This is a genomic window from Devosia sp. Root413D1 (assembly GCF_001425235.1).
Taxonomy (GTDB): domain Bacteria; phylum Pseudomonadota; class Alphaproteobacteria; order Rhizobiales; family Devosiaceae; genus Devosia_A.
The window spans coordinates 1-21,858 of the sequence record NZ_LMEA01000011.1; the positions used below are offsets into that span (position 1 = coordinate 1).

Consider the following 21,858-nt stretch of genomic DNA (forward strand, 5'->3'; position numbering starts at 1 on the left):
TGAACGATCCGAAAATGGCATGCCGGCCTCCCCGCCCTTCATGCCAAATCCGTCCACCATGTCTCCGAACACCCGTCCACCATCTCCCCGGTCTATACAGAGGGGAGGGGCTGGGGGTGGGGGTGGTGAGGCGGGCACGGTGCCGACTTCACCACCCCCTCCCTCAATCCCTCCCCTCCTAGGGACGCGGTAGCGCCCGGGGGGAGGGAGGCGCTGGCTGCGCACGCCGTGCCTACCGGTCTGTTGCATCGCCCCAATCGAGCTTCTTCGCCGCCTTGAAGGCCGGCTTGTCCCGGCTTGGTGCGACCCGTGTCTCGAGCCCATCGGCGCCGCAGACCGCCAGCGTCACCGAGAACTTGTTCTCTTCCGGCCGTCGCAGCACGCGCCCCGGCGCCGGCTTGCCGATGTCCGGACGCGCCACGACCAGATAGCTGTACTTTTCATCCTCGTAGCCGAGGGTTGCGCCCTTCATCCGCATGTGGTCGCGGCTGCGGCTGAGCCGCACCGAGAAGTGGCACCAGTCCGGCTCGACCAGCGGGCAAACGCGCTCATGCGGACAGGGCGCCAGCACCCTGCCCCCGAGCTCGACCAGCCGCCCGCGCACCGCCATCAGCCGCTGGTAGTCGCGCGGCCGGCCCGGCTCGATGATCGCCAGCACCCCATCGCTGTGCCGCCACAGCCGTTCCGCCGCCGCCAGCATCTCGGCATCCGGCAACTCGGTCAGCGCATAGGCACAGGTAACCAGGTCGTATCGGGTCGCCAGCTCGAACCGCCCGAGATCGGCCTCCAGGAGCTCGGCGCCGGCCAATGCCGTTCCCTCGGCCAGCGTCCCGGCCAGCGCGAGAAACGCCCGGTTGTGATCCATCAAAGTCGGCGCGATCCCCTCGAACGCCTCGGCCGCTGCCCAGCCGGCGGTTCCCGGCCCTGCCCCGGCATCGAGCAGCGTCTCCGGCGCGAACTCCGGCGCCCTCGCTCGCAGTTCCACCAGCACCGCTGATACCGCCGCATAGGTCGCCGGCATCCGGCTCAGCGCGTAGGCCACCGCATCGTCGGCGCCGCCGATCACCTGCCGCGATGCACCACGCTGCCGATAGTGTTCGGAGATGCGCGCGGAGCTGTCCGTCAGCCCCTTGCGCCCTTCGGCGAGGCGCCGCACTGCCGCGGCGAGATCGGCCGGCAGGTCGGTCAATGTCGGTTCGCCTTACGGATGCTGTGCGCCAGCAGCGCGTCGCTGACCGCCCGCTTGAACCGGTCCTTGTCGCCCGCCGCAATGTCGACGATCTCGCGCACCCGCCAGAACTCGCTGCCGCCGAACGGTCCGACCTCGGCACGCACATAGACATCCGGCGGGTATTGCAGCACCGTGGCATCGACCAGCTTCTGCGACATGATCTCGGTCGCCACCACGGCAGAATCGGTGATGCTCGGCTCACGCGAGGCATCGAGCAGTTGCGGCGTACGATGCACATCGATGCCGATAAGCACGTCGCACTTGCCGGCAATCAGCCCCAGCGGCAACGGGTTGGTGACGCCGCCATCGATGAAGTACCGGCCCTCGACATTCACCGGCCGGAACAGGCTGGGGATCGCCAGCGAGGCGGCGATCGCCGGGCGCAGCGGACCGGAGTCGAACACCACTTCCTTCCAGGCGTAGAAATCCGTCGCCACGACCGAGAACGGCACCTTGAGCTCGGCGAAATCATCGGGAAACCCATCCGGCAGGAATGCCGTGGTGATCCCCCTTGGGTTGACCTGCATCGACAAACCGTCTTCGACGATCTGCTTGAAGCTGAAGCGGTTGCGGTTCCACAGCGTGCTGGCGATCTGCCGCAGGCTGCCCAGCACGCTGTAGGCATGCTCACGCAGCTCCGCGCCGGTCATGCCGTTAGCCCAGCCCGAACCGATCAGCGCCCCGATCGATGAGCCCGATATCACCGAGGGTTTCAGTCCCAGTTCGTCCATCGCCTCGATGTAGGGAATATGTGCCAGGCCGCGCGCCGCGCCGCTGCCCAGTGCCACACCGATCCGCATGGTGCCGCCTCCAGTCCGTTTCCTTATGCGACGGCCGCGCCCCAAAAGAAAAGGCCCCACCAGTGGCGGGGCCTTTGAACTCTTGCTCCGAGGGATCAGGCGCTGGTGGACAGCGCCTCTTCCTTCTTGCGCTCGGCGTAGATGTACAGCGGACGGGCGTCCTTGCCGTTCACCACTTCCTCACTGATCACCACTTCCTCGACGCCATCGAGCGACGGCAGGTCGTACATGGTATCGAGCAGGATGCCTTCGAGGATCGAGCGGAGGCCACGGGCGCCGGTCTTGCGCTCGATGGCGTGCTTGGCGATCGCCTTCAGCGCATCCTCGTGGAAGGTCAGCTCGACCTCTTCCATCGAGAACAGCCGTTGGTACTGGCGCACCAGAGCATTCTTCGGCGCGGTCAGGATTTCGATCAGCGCGGGCTCGTCGAGATCTTCGAGCGTCGCGAGGATCGGCAGGCGGCCGATGAATTCGGGGATCAGCCCGAAGCGCACCAGGTCTTCCGGCTGCACGTCCTTCAACAGGTCGCCGACGCGGCGATCCTTGGGGTCCTTGACCACGGCCGAGAAGCCGATGCCCGAACCCTCGCCGCGCGCCGAGATGATCTTCTCGAGCCCGGCAAACGCCCCGCCGCAGATGAACAGGATATTGGTCGTATCCACCTGCAGGAATTCCTGCTGCGGGTGCTTGCGGCCGCCCTGCGGAGGCACCGAGGCAACGGTGCCTTCCATGATCTTCAGCAGCGCCTGCTGCACGCCTTCGCCGGACACGTCGCGGGTGATCGACGGGTTGTCCGACTTGCGGCTGATCTTGTCGACTTCGTCGATGTAGACGATGCCGCGCTGCGCCTTCTCGACATTGTAGTCGGCGGACTGCAGCAGCTTGAGGATGATGTTCTCGACGTCCTCGCCGACGTAACCGGCCTCGGTCAGCGTCGTCGCGTCGGCCATGGTGAACGGCACATCGAGGATACGGGCCAGCGTCTGCGCCAGCAGCGTCTTGCCGGTACCGGTCGGGCCGATCAGCAGGATGTTCGACTTCGAGAGCTCGATGTCCTGGTTCTTGGTGGCGTGGTGCAGGCGCTTATAGTGGTTGTGCACGGCGACGCTCAGTACGCGCTTGGCGCGGAACTGGCCGATGACATAGTCATCCAGCACCTTGCAGATCTCGGCCGGCGTCGGCACGCCGTCCGAGGACTTCACCATCGAGGTTTTGTTTTCCTCGCGGATGATGTCCATGCACAGCTCGACGCATTCATCGCAGATGAAGACGGTCGGCCCGGCGATCAGCTTCCTGACCTCGTGCTGCGATTTCCCGCAGAACGAGCAGTACAGCGTGTTTTTGGAAGATTCGCCGCTGGTCGTGTCCTTGGACATCCTGTCACTCCTGGGAGTTCGGGCTCCCATCCCGGCTAGAAGAGAACGCTAGCCCCGGATACCTAAACAAAATGTAAGCCCGACCGACCTTAACGGCCAGCCGGGACCCACACAATCACACAAGTGTCACACTCGCGTAGGGCATTGAGATTCACCTTAACGGGCGAATCCTCACACTGCGTCGGGTGCTGCCCGCTTCTCGAAGATCGAGTCGATGATGCCAAAGTCCTTGGCCTCTTCGGGGTTGAGGAAACGATCGCGCTCGAGCGCGTTGTGAATGGCCTCATAGTCCTGGCCGGTATGCTTGACGTAAATCTCGTTGAGCCGGCGCTTCAGCTTCTCGGTGAACTGAGCGTGGATCAGGATATCGGTCGCCTGGCCCTGATAGCCGCCGGACGGCTGGTGCACCATGATCGAGGCGTTCGGCAGCGCCGCGCGCAGGCCCTTCTCGCCGCCGGCGAGGAGGAGAGAGCCCATCGAAGCCGCCTGCCCGATGCAGAGCGTCGCCACCGGCGGGCGGATGAACTGCATGGTGTCGTAGATGCCGAGGCCGGAGGTCACGACGCCACCGGGCGAGTTGATGTAGAGGCTGATTTCCTTCTTCGGATTTTCCGACTCAAGGAACAGCAGCTGCGCCGCGATCAGGGACGCCATCTGGTCTTCGACCTGGCCGGTCACGAAGATGATGCGCTCCTTGAGCAGGCGCGAATAGATATCGAAGGCGCGCTCGCCGCGCGTCGTCTGCTCGACCACGGTGGGCACGAGGTAGTTGTAGAAGGTATCGACCGGATCTCTCATTTCGAGATTTGTCCCTTATGGCAGGAAGAATCAGCGCTCGCGGCCGACTGAAGGCGATGCCCTGTTAAGGGCGGGTAAAGCGACAGATAGGCGCCAATGTGGCAGGCCGCAATACTCACATATTCGCGCAAAGCCACGGATCAGCGGAACCTGCCCGTATGGGGAGGGCCGGCCGCCCTACGCCTTGAACCCCACCGCCACACCGCGCTTCTTGAAGTAGGACTGCATGGTCTTGCGGCCCTGGCGGTTGTTCTGGGCCAGCTTGGCCGGATCGAACACCGCCTCCTTGGCGCCTTCCTTGGCCATCGCCGCCTTCAGCGCCGCGATGTGGACGTCGATATCCGCATTGTTCTCGCGCAGCGAGGTGTAGATGTTGTCGATCGCTTCGGTCAGGGTGAGGTCGCTCAAGGGCTCGAACTCCAATCAGTGTCTGGCGAGGCTACTAGCCGGTTTTTCCGTTGCGGCAAGCTGTTTCAGCAGGTCGTGATGGCTTCCCGACCGCCCGACGCGCCGTATAGCATGGCCCGCAGTATCAGTTTCAACGGGTCCTCTCTTGTCCGCAGCCGCTCCCTTCGCCCTCGCCGACCGTCACGCCAGCGCCCAGCCGCGCGAACTCGCCTTCTACCGCGACCCCTACGCCTTCTATGACGCGGTGCACGCGGCCTCACCGGCCTTCTTCTGGGACAATTACGATCACTGGTGCTTTGCCGGCTTCAAGGATGTGAGCGCCCTGCTTCGCGACAAGCGCTTCGGCCGGCAGATCCTCCACCTGATGAGCCGCGAGCAGCTCGGCATGGCGCCGCCCAAGGCCCACACCGCCGCTTTCGACCAGACCGAGAAATATACCCTGCTCAACCTCGAGCCGCCGGCGCATACCCGGCTGCGCGCCCTGGTCAACCGCGCCTTCGTCTCACGCAATGTCGAGCAACTGCGTCCCCGCATCGAGCGGCTGGCCAATGAGCTGATCGACGGTTTTGCCGCCGACGGCCAGGTCGAGCTGCTCCGCGCCTTTGCGGCGCCGATCCCCGCCATCGTCATTGCCGAGATGATCGGCATGCCCGCCGATATGGCGATGCAATTGGTCGATTGGTCCAACCGCATGGTCGCCATGTACATGTACGGCGTGACCTACGAGACCGAGCTCGATGCCAACCAGGCCTCGATTGAGTTCATGGACTATGTGCGCGAGATGATCGCCGAGCGCCGCCGGCAGCCGCGCGAGGACCTGCTTACCCACATGCTGACCACCGAGGTCGATGGCGAGAAGCTGACCGACGACGAGGTGATCTCGACCACCATCCTCCTGCTCAACGCCGGCCATGAGGCAACGGTCCACACCACCGGCAACGGCGTGAAGGCTATCCTCGAAAGCGGCCTCGACCCCAAGGCGCTGTTCGCCGACGCCGACCAGACCGAAGCGACGGTCGAAGAGTGCATCCGCTTCGATGCGCCGCTCCACATGTTCACCCGCTACGCCCTGCAGGACGTAACGCTCGACAACGGGTTGAGCTTCAAGCAGGGCGAGACCATCGGCCTGATGCTGGGCGCTGCCAACCGCGACCCTGCCCGCTTCGCCGAGGCCAACCGGTTCGATCCGTTCCGCAAGGATGGCGCCAATGTCAGCTTCGGTGCCGGCATCCACTTCTGCATCGGCGCCCCGCTGGCGCGCATCGAACTGCAGGTCGCCATGCAGACGCTGTTCGACCGGCTGCCCGGGCTGAAGCTCGCCACCGAGCCGCAATACAAGAACATCTACCACTTCCACGGGTTGGAGCGGCTGGAGGTGTCGTGGTGAGCGAGGAGGAATAGCGCCTAGTTGAATTAGGATCCCGCGTGATCCATTTCGAGGAGCCAACGCAAGAAGGCTACCCCTTGGCTGATCATAAGGACCGCTAAACTCTCGGGTGGCTGGTGCGGCTCTTCCTGCCCTTGTTCGTGCCTGTAGGGTTGGGCCGAGTCCACCCAGTTTGCAAAGCTCCTAACTAGGTTCAGAAAGGCGGCCTTTTCTGCAGGGTCCTCAATGGCCTTGCCCTTGGGGTCAAGATTCACCGTCACGTATTTGGCGACCAGCCGATTAGCCTCCGGGAACATCATCCTGAAAAGCCCCTCGACTGCGGTAAACGTGCCACGAACTCCAACCTTCCAATCGGGCTCGGGCTGATCAATTGCCTTTAAGGCCTTGTCGAGTTCCGACCGGACATTGTTGTACCTAGCCTTCCCCAGAAGTTTGAGAGCGTGTTCGACTTCGGCGGAGAATACCCTGTCGATCGAAGGATGCACGCCTCCCAACTCGTCGACCCGGTAGGCCACATTCTCTTCGCTGAGGATACGTGCGACTGAAGGTACCCACCGTCCGACCTTTAGGAAGGTGTAGGACCTCTCGCCACGCTCTCTCTGGATGACGAACCTCGCGACCGCGGTAATGAAGTGGATCACGTCAAGGTCGGAGATCGACGCTACGAACTTCTCGTAGTTAGGCCCACCTGCGCCCCAAGGCACTTTGATCCCCAGTTCACTCTCAATGAAATGGGAGAGGAGCGCTCCTTCTACGGGACTCAACGCTTTTGCCAACCGCAGTCTGGCACGATCGCCAAATGTGTTCTCGGGGTCGCCGCGCTCAATGTAGAGCTGGCGGAAGTATCGCCCGATTGGTGGTTCTTCAGCCGCCATTTCTAGCGCCCTTCACAATGTGGCCACAGCCGAATCTCAGTATGAATCCCGGCTTCCGCCGGGATGATGTCGATTACGTGTAGCGCCCCACGCCCCCAACTCCCTCAGCACATCCGGGATCAACCCCGGCAAATCTTCGGCGATCAGCCCCGAGCCACCCCACAGGTTCCCCGTCTCGCCGTGGATCCACACGCCGGCTGATGCGGCATCGAAGCCCTTCATCCCCTGCGCCAACAGCCCCGCGATGATGCCGGCCAGCACGTCGCCCGAGCCGGCCGTGCCCAATATCGCCGGGGCATTGTCGTTGATCACCGCATGCCCGTCCGGCGCCGCGACCACCGTGTCGCTGCCTTTCAGCACTACGATGGCCCCGGAGCGCAGCGCCGCCGAACGGGCCCGGTCAAGCTTCGAACCATCCCCCTTGCCGAACAGCCGCTCGAACTCGCCTTCATGCGGTGTCATCACCACCGGCCTCTCGGACTTGGCCTTGATCGCCGAGAACAAAGCTTCAGGACTATCCTTGAAGCTGGTGAGCGCATCGGCGTCGAGCACCGCAGCCACCTGACTCGACAGCACCGCCAGTACATTGGCCTTGGTCGCATCGCCCAACCCGGCGGCAGGGCCGATCACCACCGTGTTGATCCGCTGATCCCTTAGCAGCAACTGCAGGCTGGCGGCGCCATCCACCGGCTTCAGCATGATCGCGGTGACATGGTTGGCCTGGATCAGCAGCGAGGAATGCGCCCCGGCCAATGTCACCAGCCCTGCCCCGGTCCGCAACGCCGCGGTCGCCGTCATCCGGCTGGCGCCGGTTTGCAACGGTCCGCCCGACATCACGACGCAGTGGCCGCGGGTGAACTTGTGTCCCTCCGCCTCGAGCCTGGGTAGCTGCCAGAGGTCAGGATTATTGCGGTTGAGGTTCGGCCGGATCTCGCCCAACACGCTGTCCGGAATGCCGATCTCGGCCAGCACCACCTCGCCGCATTGCTGCCGGCCCGGCAGCAGCAGATGCCCCGGCTTCAGCCGGAAGAACGTCACCGACAGATCGGCTTTGATCGCCACGCCGCGGACCTGGCCACTGGACCCGTCGATGCCCGAGGGCACGTCCACCGCGACGATCGGCACCCGCAACCCGTTCACTGCCTCGATCAGTTCCGCAAGGCCGCCCTCGATATCACGATCGAGTCCGGCGCCGAGCAGTGCGTCGACCACCAGCTTGGCGCCGCGCAACCCGTCCGGCCGCGCCGCCTGGATCGGCCCGTTCCACAGGTCAGCGAAAAACGCCGCATCGCCGGTCAACCGCTCGCGGTCGCCGAACAGCGCCACCCGCACCTCACGGCCGAGCTCCTTGAGTTTCTTCGCCGCAACGAACCCGTCGCCGCCATTATTGCCGGGGCCACAGAGGATCAGCACCTGCCCATCCGGATAGCGCTCCGCCACCAGCTCGGCCACGGCATTGCCGGCCGCCTCCATCAGCTTGAACGACTGAATGCCCGACGCCACCGCCAGCGCATCGGCGCGGCCCATTTCGGCAGGCGTGAGGAGGACGGAAGCAGGATGCATGATACAGTTGCCTTTACTTATCGAGCTTGGCCCTGACCTCGTCGACCTTTCCACATATCTGCGTAAAGAGCTGGACGACGTTGATGTCCTGACCCTCCTCGACTCGCTTCGAGATCATGGTCAAAGGAAAGAGCTTGAGTGATGTAGCCCGGTCCTGGAGGGCTGGATCCCGCCCATACTCGTCCTCCACCATGACCCAGTGCAAATCCAGGTGGTCAACCAGAGCGTCGCCGAACGCTATCCCGAGGCATTGCAGTTTCCACGTTTCCTCAGGTTCGATCCACCTGGACCGAAGGATCGTGTCAATCAAGGTGAGCTTGGCTCCATAGCCTGAATAGCTGACGACAGGATCATTTTTGTAGTGATCAAGGATCCAATCACGTCGTTTCGAAAGATCGGCTCGGTCGCTTTCGGACAAGGCTTCCACCCGCTGGTCCATGCAAACTCGCTCCAGGTTAGCGTAGCCAGCTTATCCAACTGGGCCCAAACAAAAAGGCCGCCCCGAAGGGCGGCCCTGAACTTGTGATCGAAGCACCAGCTTAGTGGTGGTGCTCCTCCGGAACCTCGTCCTCGTCCGCGGCGATGATCTTGGAGAGCTCGGCCCGGGTCATCGGCTTGTCGGTCTTTTTGGCAAGCTCGGTGACGAAATCCACCACCTTGTTCTCGAACACCGGAGCGCGGAGGCCGGCGAGGGCCTGCGGGTTCTTGCGGTAGTAGTCGTAGACCTGCTGTTCCTGGCCCGGGAAGCGGCGCACTTCGGCGATCAGCGCCTGCTGGTGCTCTTCCTCGGTCACTTCGACCTTGTTCTGGTTGCCGATCTCGGCGACCACCAGACCCAGGCGCACGCGGCGCTCGGCGATCTTCTGGTACTGCTCCTTGGCCGCTTCCTCGGTCGTGCCCTCGTCTTCGAAGGACCGGCCATGGTGCTCGACTTCGTGCACGACGCGCTGCCAGATGGTGTTGAACTCGGCTTCCACCAGTTGCTCGGGAACGGCGAACTTGTGGCCGTCGTCGAGCTGGTCGAGGATCTGCCGCTTGATCGCCTGGCGCCCCATCGAGTCGAGCGCGGTCTTCATCTGGTCCTTCACCGCGTCGCGGAGGCCCGCAACGTTCTCGAGACCGAGCGACTTGGCGAACTCGTCGTTGAGCTCACCGGCCTTCGGGCCGTCGATGTGGAGGATGGTGACCTCGAAGTCTGCCTTCTTGCCCGCCAGTTCGTCCTGCGCATAGTCCTTGGGGAACGTCACCTTGACGGTCTTGGTCTCGTTCTTCTTCATGCCCACGAGCTGCTCTTCGAAGCCCGGGATGAACTCGCCCGAACCGACGGTCAGGTGCGCATGGTCGGCCGAGCCGCCCGCGAAAGCCTCGCCCTTGATCGTGCCCTTGAAGCTGAGGCCGAGGCGATCGCCGGTCTCGACGAGGCCGTCCTCACCCTTTTCCTCATAACCACGCTGCTGCGCGAAGACGCGCTGCACCTCGGTGTCCACTTCCTTCTCGTCGAGCTCGACCACCGGCTTGTCGACGGCGAGCGACTTGAAGTCCATCAGGGTGACCGGCGGCAGCACTTCGTAGCTGACCTCGAAGTTGAGATCGGCTTCGCCGTCCAGAACCTGGTTGATCACGCCCTGGTCTTCCGGCAGGTCGACCTTGGGCTGGGTGGCGGCGCGCTCGGAGCGATCATCGAGGGTCTTCGACACGGTCGAGTTGATCGCGTCCGACAGTACTTCCGACATGGCGGAGCGGCCGTAGACCTTCTTCAGGTGCGCGGTCGGCACCTTGCCGGGGCGGAAACCCTTGATGTTCGCGGTGCCCTTGAGCTCATCGAGCCGCGCATCCAGCCGGTCGCTGAGATCCTTCTTGGGGATGACCAGGGAGAGTTTGCGCTTGAGGCCCTCGTTGAGGGTTTCTGTGACCTGCATTGGGGTATCCCGTTGTCTCTACAAAATTCGGTTGGCCGAAGTCGCTGGCAGTATCGCGGCGAGCTCTGGTGCGGGTGAGAGGGCTCGAACCTCCACGCCTTGCGGCGCTGGAACCTAAATCCAGTGCGTCTACCAGTTCCGCCACACCCGCAAGGTGCCCCGTCGGCCGGGTCGCGTGCATATATGTGAAGAATTGGGGAAGGTCAAAGGGAGAGGTGCAGACGTCAGGACAAGGCGCGGCTACGGCCCATGGACAGGTGGCGGCGCAGCCTGCTGCCGCGGCCGCTTTCTTGCTTCCCGATCGATCCGCTCGGCGACGAAGTAGACATAGCCGGCCACCGCGCCGGCGGCAGCCAGCATGCCCGCAGGCCAAGGGGAAGCGCCTACGGTACTGCCGACAGCGGCTCCGATCCCGATGCCAAGCGGATAGTACGCTGCCGCTCCCACCGCGCCGAATGCCATGGCATAGCCGCTGGAGCGCAGCTCAAAGCGATTGCCCAGCCAGATGCCGAGCAGCACTACCGGCAAAAACAGCAGCATTGCGGACAGCAGGCCGATCATGACGGCGAAGAATGCGAACAACGGGATGCCAAGCCCAACGTTGCCGAACGCCACCACCGCCGCCAACGCGAAGACCACGCACCCGGCGGCAACCGACAGCAGATATCCCGCAAACGAGAAGGTGTATGTCGACTGCGCCACCAGCATTTCCCGGTCAGTTGCAACAGCGATACCTAGCGCACTTCCCTGAGCGTCTCCACTCGGCCGGCCAATCCGGATCATAGTCGACCAGCGCGTTGGTGCCGTTCTTCAGCCCGAGCATTTGCCCACTTTCGCTGCAAACCGATCTTTGCCACTGTCCGTTTGCTCGTTTCGAACCGTCGAAATGAACAAATCGGCATCGTCATGCACATTCTTTGTGCAGGCACCTGCCGCCGTGCCTAGAGCGGCGGATCAGATGTTCGTCCTAGGCGCTTATTTTGGCAAGGTTTTCTCCGCTGCCGGGAAGCTGGCACGGACCCTGCATACAACCGAGCGGCACCCGACCGGTGCCTGTTGGAGGCCTGAATGAAGAAGATCGAGGCTATCGTAAAGCCGTTCAAGCTCGACGAAGTGAAGGAAGCGCTGCAGGAAGTTGGTCTGCAGGGCATCACCGTCACCGAAGCCAAGGGCTTCGGCCGTCAGAAGGGACATACCGAGCTCTACCGGGGCGCGGAATATGTCGTCGACTTCCTGCCCAAGGTGAAGGTCGAGGTGGTGTGCCCCGACGACCTCGCCGAGAAGGCGATCGAAGCGATCCGCACGGCTGCGCAAACCGGCCGCATCGGCGACGGAAAGATCTTCGTCTATTCGATCGAACAGGCTATCCGCATCCGCACCGGCGAATTCGGCGACGACGCGCTCTAAGGGGCACCTCTTCGCGCGTCTCTCCCGCCTAGCATCAACTCCAGACTTACACAGGGGAACCTAATGACCACTGGAAGCGACATCCTCAAGAAGATCAAGGACGAGGACATCAAGTACGTCGACCTCCGCTTCACCGACCCGCGCGGCAAGCTGCAGCACGTCACCATGGATGTGACGGTCGTCGATGAGGATCTCTTCGAGGAAGGGACCATGTTCGATGGTTCCTCGATCGCTGGCTGGAAGGCCATCAACGAGTCCGACATGGTGCTGATGCCCGATCCGAACTCGGCCTATCTCGACCCGTTCTTCGGCGCCCCTACCCTCGCCATCAACTGCGACATTCTCGAGCCGCTGACCTACCAGCCGTATAACCGCGACCCTCGCACCACGGCCAAGAAGGCCGAGGCCTACGTCAAGGAACTCGGCATCGGCGACACCGTGGTGTTCGGCCCCGAGCCCGAATTCTTCATCTTCGACGACGTCCGCTATTCGAACACCACCTACAAGGTGGGCTTCTCGGTCGATCACTCGGAACTGCCGATCAACAACGACACCGAGTACGAGTCGGGCAATACCGGCCACCATATCGGCCTCAAGAAGGGCTACTTCCCGGTGCCGCCGCTGGACAGTGCGCAGGACATGCGCGGTGAAATGCTAGCCGCCATGGCCTCGATGGGCGTCACCGTCGAAAAGCACCACCACGAAGTGGCCTCGGCACAGCACGAACTGGGCATCAAGTTCGCCCCGCTGATCAAGTCGGCCGACGACGTGCAAATCTACAAGTACGTGATCCAGCAGGTCGCCCAGGCCTACGGCAAGACCGTGACCTTCATGCCCAAGCCCGTCTATGGCGATAACGGTTCGGGCATGCACTGCCACCAGTCGATCTGGAAGGACGGCAAGCCGCTCTTCGCTGGTGACCAGTATGCCGGCCTTTCCATGGAAGCGCTGTATTACATCGGCGGCGTGATCAAGCACGCCAAGGCGATCAACGCCTTCACCAACCCGACCACCAACAGCTACAAGCGTCTCGTGCCGGGCTTCGAAGCTCCGGTGCTGCTCGCCTACTCGGCGCGCAACCGCTCGGCTTCGTGCCGCATCCCATTCGGCCAGTCGCCGAAGTCGAAGCGCGTCGAAGTCCGCTTCCCCGATCCGCTGGCGAACCCCTATCTCGGCTTTGCCGCGCTGCTGATGGCCGGCCTCGACGGCATCAAGAACAAGATCCACCCGGGCGACCCGATGGACAAGGATCTGTACGAGCTGCCCAAGGAAGAGCTGAAGCAGATCCCGACCGTTTGCGGTTCGCTGCGTGAAGCCCTCGAGTCCCTCGACAAGGACCGCGACTTCCTCAAGGCCGGTGGCGTGTTCGACGACGACCAGATCGACAGCTACATCGAGCTGAAGATGACGGAAGTCATCAAGTTCGAGCACACCCCGCACCCGGTCGAGTACGAGATGTACTACTCGGCCTAAGCGCCGGATCGATCGAAGGAATATGGAAGGGCCCGGCAACGGGCCCTTCTGCTTTTCGGTGGACAGAAACAGCCGGGGGCTGAACACTGCCGCAATGACTCAGAAGAACCTTGCTTTGGTGCTCGGTGGCGGCGGCGCTGCCGGCAATGCCTGGATGATCGGCATCGTCGCGGGTCTCGCCGAGGCTGGCGTCGACCTGACCGAGACCGCCGACCTGGTGATCGGTACCTCGGCCGGCGCCAATGCTGCGGCGCAGGTGCTGAGCGGCATTTCGCCGGCCGAACTCCTCGCCGCGACGCTGGTGCCCCCACCGGCTCAGCCGGCGGTCCAGTCGCGACCAGTGTCGCCGCCGCGGCCGATGGAGGCAGTGTTCGAGCGGATGCGGACCATCTCGGCCGCCGCCACCACTCGGGCCGAGCTGCAGCGCGCTATGGCCGCGTATGGGTTGGAAAGCGATGCGTCCTTCGGACCCGAGGTGGCAGAACAGCGACGAGCCCTGGTCGCCCGGCGGCTGCCGAGCCTCGACTGGCCTGATCGCCCGATGCTGATCGTCGCCGTCAACGCCGAGACCGGGGAGCTTGCGACCTTCGACCGCGAGTCCGGTGTCGCGCTGGTCGATGCGGCCGCGGCGGCCATCTCGCTGCCCGGCGCCGGGCCGACGCACCGCATCAACGGCACGCGCTACATTTCCGGCGGCGTGCGCTCGGTCGACAATGCCGACCTTGCCTCCGGCTACAGGAACGTCATCGTGCTGTCGCCGTTCAGTGGTCGAACCGGACCGCTGCCGCCGGGCGGCCAGTTCGAAGGCCTGCGCCGACCGCCTGGCGCCGACCTCGCCAGCGAGGTCGAGGGGCTCCGCCTCGCCGGAAGCCGCGTCGAGGTGATAACCCCGGATCCCAACTCCCGCACCGCCATGGGCGTCAACCAGATGGACCTCGCAACCCGCATCCCCTCCGCCCGCGCCGGCTACGAGCAGGGCAAGCAGGAAGCCACCCGCCTGACCAACCTCTGATGTCGAGCCGCTGGCGTGAGACACCACCTGAGGAGCTCGCCGGCTGGCTCGCCGAGGCCACCGTGCCGTGGGGCATCGCCGGCGGCTGGGCGCTGGGCCTGTGGCAAGGCAGCGTCAGCCGCCCGCATTCCGATATCGAGATCAGTTGCTTTCTCGCCGACCTGCCCACCCTGCTCCCGGACCTCGACCGCTTCGAGATCGCCATCGCCCGCAACAAGCAGCTGAGACCCTATGAGCTGGGAACGGCGCTCCCGGCCCCGCCGTTCAGCCTCTGGCTTCGACGCCACGGCGAGCCACTGTGGGATTTCGAGATTGTCTCGGAGGCACAGGTGGACGAACAATGGGCCTACCGACGGGACCCGTCCATCCGCCGTACCCTGGCAGATGTCTTCATGCGCGCCGCATCGGGTTGGCCGATCATCGCGCCCGAGATCCAGCTGCTCTACAAGTGCAAACAGCCGCGCGACAAGGACCTGCTCGATCTCAAACGCTACGTCCCCGTGCTTGACGGAACGGCGCGTCTCTGGCTCCGTTCAGCGGTAGCGGCGGCGCATCCCGAATTCCTGCCGACGCTTCTCGATATCGAGGCGCTCGCCGCCCACAACGATGGTACTCCCCAATGAGTGTTGGACTACTCGGTCTGCTCGATGACGTGACCGCCCTTGCCAAGGTTGCCGCCGCCTCGATCGACGATGTCGCAGGACAGGCGGCCAAGGCCGGCTTGAAGGCCGCCGGCGCGGTGATCGACGATACCGCCGTGACGCCCAACTACGTCACCGGCTTCTCCGCCGACCGCGAGCTGCCGATCGTCTGGCGCATCGCCGTGGGCTCGATCCGCAACAAACTGCTGATCCTCTTGCCCGCGGCCCTGGCGCTGAGCTTCTTCGCGCCCTGGCTGATCACCCCGCTGCTGATGATCGGCGGCGCCTATCTCTGCTACGAGGGCGCCGAGAAGGTGTTCGAGGCCCTGTTCCCGCACGAGGCGCATGCGCACGAGGCCGAGGCGATCGCACCGGTGGCCGCCGATCCCAAGAAGCTCGAGGAGGAGCGCGTTGCCGGCGCCATCCAGACCGATTTCATCCTCTCGGCCGAGATCATGACCATCGCGCTCGCCGCCCTGCCCGACCTGCCGTTCTGGGAGCAGGCGCTGGTGCTGGTGGTCGTCGCCTTCGGCATCACCGCGGCGGTCTATGGCGCCGTGGCGCTGATCGTCAAAGCCGACGATTTCGGCCTGGCGCTCGCCAGCAAGGGCCGCACCGGCGTCGGCCGCGCCACCGGTCGCGGCATCCTCGTCGCCATGCCATGGGTGATGCAGACCCTCAGCATCGTTGGTACGGCGGCGATGATCTGGGTCGGCGGCGGCATTGTCGTGCACGGCCTCGCCGGCTTCGGCCTCGACCAGATCGAGCACCTGATCGAAAGCATCGCCCACGGCGCCGAAGCAATGCTGCCGGCGCTCGGCGGCTTCGTCGAAGGGCTCGCGACGATCCTCGCCGACCTGGTCCTCGGCCTCGCGCTGGGCCTTATCCTGATCCCGGTGGCCGGCAAAGTCATCGGACCGGCCTGGAAGGCGATCCGCGGCCTGTTCCGCCGTCAGCCCGCCGCCTGACGAACGAAAGGGCCCAGCCGGGCCCTTTCCTTTTTCTCGCAAAGACCACGCCTCAACCGATCTGGCTGAAGAACCCGCGCACGTCGCCGACCCAGACGCCGGGCACTTCCAGCACGGCATAGTGCCCGCCGACGTCGAACTCGTTCCAGCGCACGATGGTGTTGCTGGTCTCGCCGTAACGGCGGATCGGCACTTCGTCGAAGCCGAACACCGCAACGCCGGTCGGCACACCCGAGTTCGCCTTGGGCGACCAGGCCTCCGGATCATGTGCATTCTCGTAGTAGAGCCGGATCGACGAGGCGGCAGTGCCGGTGAACCAGTAGATCATGAAGTTGGTCAGGAACCGGTCCATCGGCACGGCGTCAACGCGATCGCCAAAGCTGGTGAACAGCTCGCTGATCCAGGCCAAGAGCCCCGCCGGGGAGTCCGAGATGCCGTAGGCCAGGGTCTGCGGGCGGCTCGACTGCATGACGTTGAAGCCGAAATGCTCCGCCATGAAGCGCTGCACCCGCTGCAGGCGCACCTTCTCGCTGTCGGTGAAGGTGGCGATCTCCTCCGGTGACACCGGGCCGAACGGAATGAAGCCCATGGTCGCGGCGTTGAGGTGCACGCCGATCACCCGCTCCGGCGCCAGCCGGCCGATCTCGGGACCGATAATGGCGCCGGCATCGCCGCCCTGCACACCGAATCGCTGGTAGCCCAGCCGGCTCATCAGCTCGATGAAGGCCTTGCCGATCCGCACATTGTTCCAGCCGGCCTCGCGGGTCGGACCGGAAAAGCCAAAGCCGGGCAGCGAGGGCACCACCACGTCGAACGCATCCTCGGCCCTGCCGCCATGCGCCACCGGGTTGGTCAGCGGCCCGATCACGTCGAGGAACTCGACGATCGAGCCGGGCCAGCCATGGATCAGCAGCAGCGGCGTGGCGTTCTTTTCGGCGGACTTCACATGGATGAAATGGACGTTCTGGCCATCGATCTCGGTGGTGAACTGCGGCAGCTGGTTGATCTCGGCCTCGGCCTTGCGCCAGTCAAAGCCACCCAGCAGCCGGTCGACGGCGCCACGGACATAGGCATTGGTCGGGCCGGCGGCCCAGTTGCCATCGACTTCGCTCGGCATCACGGTGCGAGCCAGACGGTCCTTGAGGTCCTGCAGCTGAGCGGCGGAAACGTCGATCTTGAAGGGGGTGAGGGTGGCCATTTCGGGTACTCCGTTTCGGGGTGATCGTTGAAGACACCCCTTCGTACCCAACCCCCACTCGGGATTATTGGAAGTTTCCGACAACCTCATCAGGTCCGGCGCGAACGATTTCGTTCGTCGCCTCGCGAACGATCTCTCTCGGCGTCTGGCCCATGATCGCCTTCAGCGAGTTGATCATGTGCGCCTGGTCGGAAAAGCCCAGCGCCAGCGCCACGTCCACCGCCGGCCGGCCCATCTGCAGCATGGAAACAGCCTTCTGCGCCCGCTGCACCAGCGTGAAGTGCTTGTAGGTGAGCCCGGTGGTCCTGAGGAAATGCCGCTGCAGCGTCCGCTCGGTCATCGCCTTGGGCTGTCCCTCGACCACCGAGGCCACCAGCTCGTTGCTGTCGATGATCCCGTCGCGCACCAGCCGTTCGACGAACACATCGGCATTCTCGAAGGTGGGGATCTCCCGCACGTCGGTGCCGATCCAGAACCCGCCCTTGCCGAACTTTTCGAGCATCACGCCCTCGTCGCGCATGATGTCGCCGGGCATCAGCGGCATGAAGCTGTGTGGCTTGAACGAGATCACCAGCTGCTCATCGCCCGCTTCGTGCTCGTAGACCACCGCCTGCGTGGTGAGCCCGGTGCGCAGTACCATGGTCTCGTCGCCGCGCTTGATGATGGCGATATCCCAGCAGCCGTCGGGCTGCATCAGCGTCGTCCCGGTCGTGTCGAAACGAACGGAGCTGATGCTCTCGACGAAGGGCGAGTCGATCGGCCGGCTTTGCACGATGCGCTTCATGGCTGGGAGCCTAGCAGCGACTTGTGAAGATGCCAAATCACCTGCATCGCCAACCCTCTGGCGCTCTTTGTCGGCATGGCTATGCTGGCACCGCCCTCGCTGGTCAGGAGCCCGCCATGACGCCCGAATTCCTCATCACCACGCTGGTCATCGTCGCCTCGCCGGGCACCGGCGTGCTCTATACCCTGGCCGCCGGGCTGACCCGCGGCGCCCGCGCCAGCATCCTCGCGGCTTTCGCCTGCACCCTCGGAATCATCCCGCACATGGCGGCCGCGATCACCGGCCTCGCCGCCCTGCTCCACACCAGCGCGCTCGCCTTCGAGATCATCAAGTATCTCGGCGTCGCCTACCTGCTCTACATGGCCTGGGCGACGCTCAGGGAGAAAGGCGCGCTCAGCGTCGACACCGATGCGGCCCCGAAATCGGTCCGTCAGGTATTGGTCTCGGGCATCTTGATCAACATCCTCAACCCAAAGCTGTCGATCTTCTTTTTTGCCTTCCTGCCGCAGTTCGTCAGGACCGACAGCGCCGACGCCCTGCCCCAGATGCTGGAACTGAGCGCGGTGTTCATGGCGATGACCTTTGTGATCTTTGCCATCTACGGGATATTTGCCGCGGCGGTGCGCCAGCACGTGGTCACCCGTCCGCGCGTCCTCACCTGGATGCGCCGCACCTTCGCCGCCGCCTTCGTGGCGCTCGGCGCCAAGCTGGCCTTCACCGAGCGCTAGCCGTCACGCGTCGACGAGGTGGAGCCGGTCCTCGAGGCTTTCCGGCTCCTGCTCGACCAGGAACTGTACGGCGAAGCCGACGTCGAGCCAGCGCACGACGCGCGCTACCACACGGCCGACCGCCAGTGGCGTGCCGAGGTCCGGCTGCACGTCAGCCGATAAAGCTGCGCCCGAGCGCGACATATCGATGATCAGGCACGGCAGGCGGCTCCCGTCGGCGAACAAGATGGTGGAGCGCGGATCCCTCGGCATCACCCGGCGATGCGCCCGCTTGTCGGCAACCCCATGGAAGACCCGCTTCTTGTACCAGCCGATGCGCTTGATCAGCAGGTCGCGTTCCTCGGCACTGGTCTCGATGGCCATCGAGAAGCCGCCATCGATCAATCGATCGACCCGCCCCCTGACGGTGCCGAACGGCTCGAAATTGGCGGAGAGTTCCTCGCCCGGTGCCCCAAGTACCGGCGCCGAGGCCACCATCAGCTGCGGCGAGATCGATTGCAGCCGGCAGGCAAACACCTGCACCCGATGGCTGCGGTTCTTGCGGCTGGCAAGCAGGTAGCGCCCCATCAGCGCCCCGATGAAGCGGATGTCGCTGGAGCGCTGGGAGGCGTTCTGCCCCATTGCAAGCCTCCTGGCCGGCGTTCGATGTAATCGTTATCATCACGCTAGCGTGTAAGCTTGAACAGCCAGTTGCGCCGTACTGGAAATCCCTCGGCACGCCGGCAAGGATTTGTTTGCCATACTTGGCGTGAGCACTACTTGCTCAGCTTCAGGCGCTCGCCGGCGAGGATGCGGTGGTCGCTGGTTTTGAGCGTCAGCAACGCCTCGAGCTGACCGATCTGCTGCACCTCGCCGAACTGCACAGCGAAGCCGGCCTCGATGTGCCGCACCACCCGGCCGGGAACCGCGCCCACCCCGGCCAGCGAGCCAACCGGCGGCAGCACATCGGCCGACACCGCGACGCCCGACTGCGACATGTCGATGATGAAGCAGTCGAAGCGCTGTCCGTCGCCCAGCGTCAAGCTGGCGCGCGTCTCCCGCGGCAGCACCCGCTTGTGCGCCCGCCGATCGCTGACCGTCTTCAGCGTCCGGCGCTTCAGCCAGTCGATCCTGGAGCTCAGCACGGCGCGCTCCTGTTCGGTGCAATCGAACGCCACGGCGAAGCCACCCTCGAGAATGCGGGTGATCCTGCCGCGCACGAGCCCCAGGCCCTGCAACGTCATGGTCAACGCGTCGCCAGGCGCCCCGCTGACCGGCGCGTTCACCACCGCCTCATGGGCCGAGACGCTGCGCGAACGGCAGGCAAACACCTGCACGGCGCCCGGCGTCTGCGCGCGCGCCGCCAGCACATAGCTGCCCATTACATCGCCGATGAAGCGAGCATCCTTGCGACTGCTCGCGTCGGCCCTGCCGGCGGGTCCGTTCTGCATCGTCCAAGCCATCACCGAACAATCTCACACTATCGTACGCAAGATTGCCTATTCGGCCATGACTCAGACCTTACCAACCAACCAATTGAACAGTATTTCAGCGGGGCAACACGGGGCATTGAGCGATTTCTGTTCACCGCCTTGGCCGCCAGCCAAGCGCCTGGGCAGTTTGTACTAAGTCGAACGATCTAGACTTGCTCGGTCTCCAGCATCATCTCCTCGAAAAACGCCTCGGGCCCATCGACCTCCTTGAGTCGCTTGCCGCTGATTTCCAGGTAGCGCGTTCCCACATGTCGCACGAAACTGCGGTCATGCGAGACCAGCACGGCCGTCGCTTCATGAGCGAGGATCTCACTCTCCAGCGCTTCGCGGCCCGGGATGTCGACATGGTTGGTCGGCTCGTCCATCAAGTAGAAGTTCGGCTCGGTCAGCCGCAGCGCCAGCAGCCCCAGGCGCGCTCGCTGGCCGAAGCTCAGTTGGCCGATCGGCCGCGACTGTTTCTCGATGACGAAGCCGGTGCTCGCGAGGAGGCTCCGCACCCGTGCATCCGGCTGCTTGAAGGTCACCGAGATGAAACTCTCGGGCGTCTCCTTGACCGGCAGTTGCGACATGTCCTGGTCGGTATAGCCCAGCACCAGCGACGGCGTGACCTTTATGCCCGGCACGCTGTCCGGCTCCACCATGGCGCGGTGGATCAGCTTGACCAGTTGCGACTTGCCGGCGCCGTTCTTGCCCAGCAGCACCACACGATCGCCCTGGAAGATGTGGAGCTTGTCGATCTTGAACAGCGCCTGCCCCGATGGCGTCGTCACCGTCACGTTCTCGATGCCGACCAGCAGCTTGGCGTGGGTGCCGCGGTTGCTGAGCCTGATCTCGCCCGAGCGCTCGCGATGCGCCGGACGCACCGCCTCCTCGATCCTCGCGGCCCGCTCGCGCAACTGCTTGGTCTTGACCACCAGCAGGTCGCTGCCCGAGTTGATGCCGATATTGTTGAGTTTCGCCGCCTGCTTCCTCAGCTTCGTGGCTTCCTTCAGATCGCGCTCGTTCTGCGCCTCCTGCGAGGCGTCCTCGCGTTCGATTTCGAGCCGGGCCGCCGAGTAGCCGAGCGGCATGTAGCGCGAGGTTCCCGGCCGCAGGAACAGCGTCCGGTTAGTCACCGCATCGAGGAAGTCGCGATCGTGGCTCGCCACGATCAGCGGAATATTGCGGGCCTCACGGTTGAGCCAGGTCTCCAGCCGGAACAGCTTTGACAGGTCGAGATGGTTGGTCGGCTCGTCCATCAGCAGCGCATCGGGATCGGTCACCCATACCCGCGCGATCAGCATCAGGCGTTGCCAGCCGCCGCTCAACGCCGAAACCAGCCGGTCGCGCAGCTCATAGGGCGTCTCCAGCCCATCGAGCGCCACATCGGCCCGCCAGGCGTCGGTCTCGCGGTCGGCAGCCGGCAGGGCATCCAGCACGGCGTCGCGCATGGTCAGCGGCATCAGCGCCGCCGGCACGTCCTGCTCGACATAGCCGATGCGCAGGCCGCGCGAACGGACCACTTCGCCGCTGGTGGGTTCCGCCAGCCCGGCTATGACGCGCAGCAGCGAGGTCTTGCCGAGCCCGTTGCCTGCAACAAGCCCGACCCGGTCGCCATCGGCGACGACGAGGCTCAGGTCGCGGAACAGCGGATCGGTGGCGGTGATGGAAAGGTGCTTGAGGCTGATCGAGCCCATTTTCGTCTCTCTGGTCTTCTGGCGGTCCATGCTCGGAGCGTGATCAGCAAAAGTTGCAAACTCTTGCGGTTCGATCACGCGACCAACAGGGACTACCGGTGCCGGCAATGGCTCACGCACGAAGCGGAGCCGGTTTGGGCAG

The 21,858-nt window shown here is 64.3% G+C and carries 22 protein-coding genes and 1 tRNA gene; 7 read left to right on the plus strand and 16 right to left on the minus strand.

From position 1 onward, the window contains the following. Nucleotides 1–232 precede the first annotated feature (232 nt). The 5 genes from ASC89_RS17280 to ASC89_RS17300 all read right to left on the minus strand — a co-directional run bounded on the left by ASC89_RS17280 (nucleotide 233) and on the right by ASC89_RS17300 (nucleotide 4,613). Entirely contained in the window at nucleotides 233–1,189 is a 957-nt protein-coding gene (locus ASC89_RS17280; protein WP_056000055.1) for a small ribosomal subunit Rsm22 family protein, read from the minus strand. Further along, complete coding sequence (locus ASC89_RS17285; RefSeq protein WP_056000058.1) at nucleotides 1,186–2,031, minus strand: patatin-like phospholipase family protein; 846 nt, start codon at nucleotides 2,029–2,031, stop codon at nucleotides 1,186–1,188. Before ASC89_RS17285 ends, ASC89_RS17280 begins: the two co-directional genes overlap by 4 nt. A 95-nt stretch (nucleotides 2,032–2,126) precedes the next feature. Next, entirely contained in the window at nucleotides 2,127–3,407 is a 1,281-nt protein-coding gene (gene clpX, locus ASC89_RS17290; protein ID WP_055881871.1) for an ATP-dependent Clp protease ATP-binding subunit ClpX, read from the minus strand. 171 nt (nucleotides 3,408–3,578) lie between these two features. Continuing rightward, nucleotides 3,579–4,205, minus strand: a complete 627-nt coding sequence (locus ASC89_RS17295) for an ATP-dependent Clp protease proteolytic subunit (protein ID WP_055881872.1) — start codon at nucleotides 4,203–4,205, stop codon at nucleotides 3,579–3,581. A 177-nt stretch (nucleotides 4,206–4,382) separates the two neighbouring features. Continuing rightward, the gene (locus ASC89_RS17300) at nucleotides 4,383–4,613 is read right to left on the minus strand and encodes a hypothetical protein (protein WP_055882546.1); all 231 of its coding nucleotides are present in this window, start codon (nucleotides 4,611–4,613) and stop codon (nucleotides 4,383–4,385) included. Between the two features lie 145 nt (nucleotides 4,614–4,758). Here ASC89_RS17300 and ASC89_RS17305 point away from each other — a divergent pair, with 145 nt between their 5' ends. Further along, on the plus strand, nucleotides 4,759–6,000 hold the full coding sequence (locus ASC89_RS17305; RefSeq protein WP_056000061.1) for a cytochrome P450: 1,242 nt from the start codon (nucleotides 4,759–4,761) through the stop codon (nucleotides 5,998–6,000). A 26-nt stretch (nucleotides 6,001–6,026) separates the two neighbouring features. Here ASC89_RS17305 and ASC89_RS17310 read toward each other — a convergent pair whose 3' ends face one another. The 6 genes from ASC89_RS17310 to ASC89_RS17335 form a co-directional block, all read right to left on the minus strand. After that, nucleotides 6,027–6,875 (minus strand): hypothetical protein, encoded by an 849-nt coding sequence (locus ASC89_RS17310; protein WP_056000063.1) that lies wholly within the window; start codon nucleotides 6,873–6,875, stop codon nucleotides 6,027–6,029. Nucleotides 6,876–6,911: 36 nt separating this feature from the next. Next, nucleotides 6,912–8,438, minus strand: coding sequence for a bifunctional ADP-dependent NAD(P)H-hydrate dehydratase/NAD(P)H-hydrate epimerase (locus tag ASC89_RS17315; protein WP_056000066.1), 1,527 nt, complete (start codon nucleotides 8,436–8,438; stop codon nucleotides 6,912–6,914). Nucleotides 8,439–8,451: 13 nt separating this feature from the next. Continuing rightward, a complete protein-coding gene (locus ASC89_RS17320) occupies nucleotides 8,452–8,877 on the minus strand; it encodes a DUF3806 domain-containing protein (RefSeq protein ID WP_056000069.1) in 426 nt (141 codons plus the stop codon). 100 nt (nucleotides 8,878–8,977) lie between these two features. Then, nucleotides 8,978–10,357, minus strand: a complete 1,380-nt coding sequence (gene tig / locus ASC89_RS17325) for a trigger factor (protein ID WP_056000071.1) — start codon at nucleotides 10,355–10,357, stop codon at nucleotides 8,978–8,980. 66 nt (nucleotides 10,358–10,423) lie between these two features. Next, a tRNA-Leu gene (locus ASC89_RS17330) sits at nucleotides 10,424–10,508 on the minus strand. Between the two features lie 89 nt (nucleotides 10,509–10,597). Further along, complete coding sequence (locus ASC89_RS17335) at nucleotides 10,598–11,065, minus strand: hypothetical protein (RefSeq protein ID WP_056000073.1); 468 nt, start codon at nucleotides 11,063–11,065, stop codon at nucleotides 10,598–10,600. 360 nt (nucleotides 11,066–11,425) lie between these two features. Between ASC89_RS17335 and ASC89_RS17340 the strand changes: the two genes are divergently transcribed. The 5 genes from ASC89_RS17340 to ASC89_RS17360 all read left to right on the plus strand — a co-directional run bounded on the left by ASC89_RS17340 (nucleotide 11,426) and on the right by ASC89_RS17360 (nucleotide 15,858). After that, nucleotides 11,426–11,764 carry a P-II family nitrogen regulator gene (locus ASC89_RS17340; protein WP_046105125.1) on the plus strand — a complete coding sequence of 113 codons (339 nt, stop codon included), beginning with the start codon at nucleotides 11,426–11,428 and terminating at the stop codon, nucleotides 11,762–11,764. A gap of 63 nt (nucleotides 11,765–11,827) precedes the next feature. After that, on the plus strand, nucleotides 11,828–13,237 hold the full coding sequence (gene glnA, locus ASC89_RS17345) for a type I glutamate--ammonia ligase (RefSeq protein ID WP_055881882.1): 1,410 nt from the start codon (nucleotides 11,828–11,830) through the stop codon (nucleotides 13,235–13,237). A 94-nt stretch (nucleotides 13,238–13,331) separates the two neighbouring features. Further along, nucleotides 13,332–14,249, plus strand: a complete 918-nt coding sequence (locus tag ASC89_RS17350; protein WP_056000076.1) for a patatin-like phospholipase family protein — start codon at nucleotides 13,332–13,334, stop codon at nucleotides 14,247–14,249. Further along, nucleotides 14,249–14,872, plus strand: coding sequence for a hypothetical protein (locus tag ASC89_RS17355; protein WP_056000079.1), 624 nt, complete (start codon nucleotides 14,249–14,251; stop codon nucleotides 14,870–14,872). Before ASC89_RS17350 ends, ASC89_RS17355 begins: the two co-directional genes overlap by 1 nt. Beyond that, complete coding sequence (locus ASC89_RS17360; protein WP_056000082.1) at nucleotides 14,869–15,858, plus strand: DUF808 domain-containing protein; 990 nt, start codon at nucleotides 14,869–14,871, stop codon at nucleotides 15,856–15,858. The genes ASC89_RS17355 and ASC89_RS17360 overlap by 4 nt, the downstream gene beginning before the upstream one ends. A 52-nt stretch (nucleotides 15,859–15,910) precedes the next feature. Here the strand turns inward: ASC89_RS17360 and ASC89_RS17365 are convergent, their stop codons facing one another. Both ASC89_RS17365 and ASC89_RS17370 read right to left on the minus strand, forming a co-directional pair. Further along, the gene (locus ASC89_RS17365; RefSeq protein WP_056000085.1) at nucleotides 15,911–17,056 is read right to left on the minus strand and encodes an epoxide hydrolase family protein; all 1,146 of its coding nucleotides are present in this window, start codon (nucleotides 17,054–17,056) and stop codon (nucleotides 15,911–15,913) included. Between the two features lie 64 nt (nucleotides 17,057–17,120). Beyond that, nucleotides 17,121–17,840, minus strand: coding sequence for a helix-turn-helix domain-containing protein (locus tag ASC89_RS17370; RefSeq protein WP_055881897.1), 720 nt, complete (start codon nucleotides 17,838–17,840; stop codon nucleotides 17,121–17,123). 116 nt (nucleotides 17,841–17,956) lie between these two features. Between ASC89_RS17370 and ASC89_RS17375 the strand changes: the two genes are divergently transcribed. After that, on the plus strand, nucleotides 17,957–18,568 hold the full coding sequence (locus ASC89_RS17375; RefSeq protein WP_055881899.1) for a LysE family translocator: 612 nt from the start codon (nucleotides 17,957–17,959) through the stop codon (nucleotides 18,566–18,568). A 3-nt stretch (nucleotides 18,569–18,571) separates the two neighbouring features. On the opposite strand, the gene ASC89_RS17380 is transcribed toward ASC89_RS17375, so the two are convergent. The 3 genes from ASC89_RS17380 to ASC89_RS17390 form a co-directional block, all read right to left on the minus strand. After that, the gene (locus tag ASC89_RS17380) at nucleotides 18,572–19,189 is read right to left on the minus strand and encodes a PilZ domain-containing protein (protein WP_055881902.1); all 618 of its coding nucleotides are present in this window, start codon (nucleotides 19,187–19,189) and stop codon (nucleotides 18,572–18,574) included. Between the two features lie 134 nt (nucleotides 19,190–19,323). Beyond that, nucleotides 19,324–19,998 carry a PilZ domain-containing protein gene (locus tag ASC89_RS17385; protein WP_162247954.1) on the minus strand — a complete coding sequence of 225 codons (675 nt, stop codon included), beginning with the start codon at nucleotides 19,996–19,998 and terminating at the stop codon, nucleotides 19,324–19,326. A gap of 188 nt (nucleotides 19,999–20,186) precedes the next feature. Then, a complete protein-coding gene (locus ASC89_RS17390; RefSeq protein WP_056000088.1) occupies nucleotides 20,187–21,716 on the minus strand; it encodes an ABC-F family ATP-binding cassette domain-containing protein in 1,530 nt (509 codons plus the stop codon). Nucleotides 21,717–21,858: the final 142 nt, after the last annotated feature.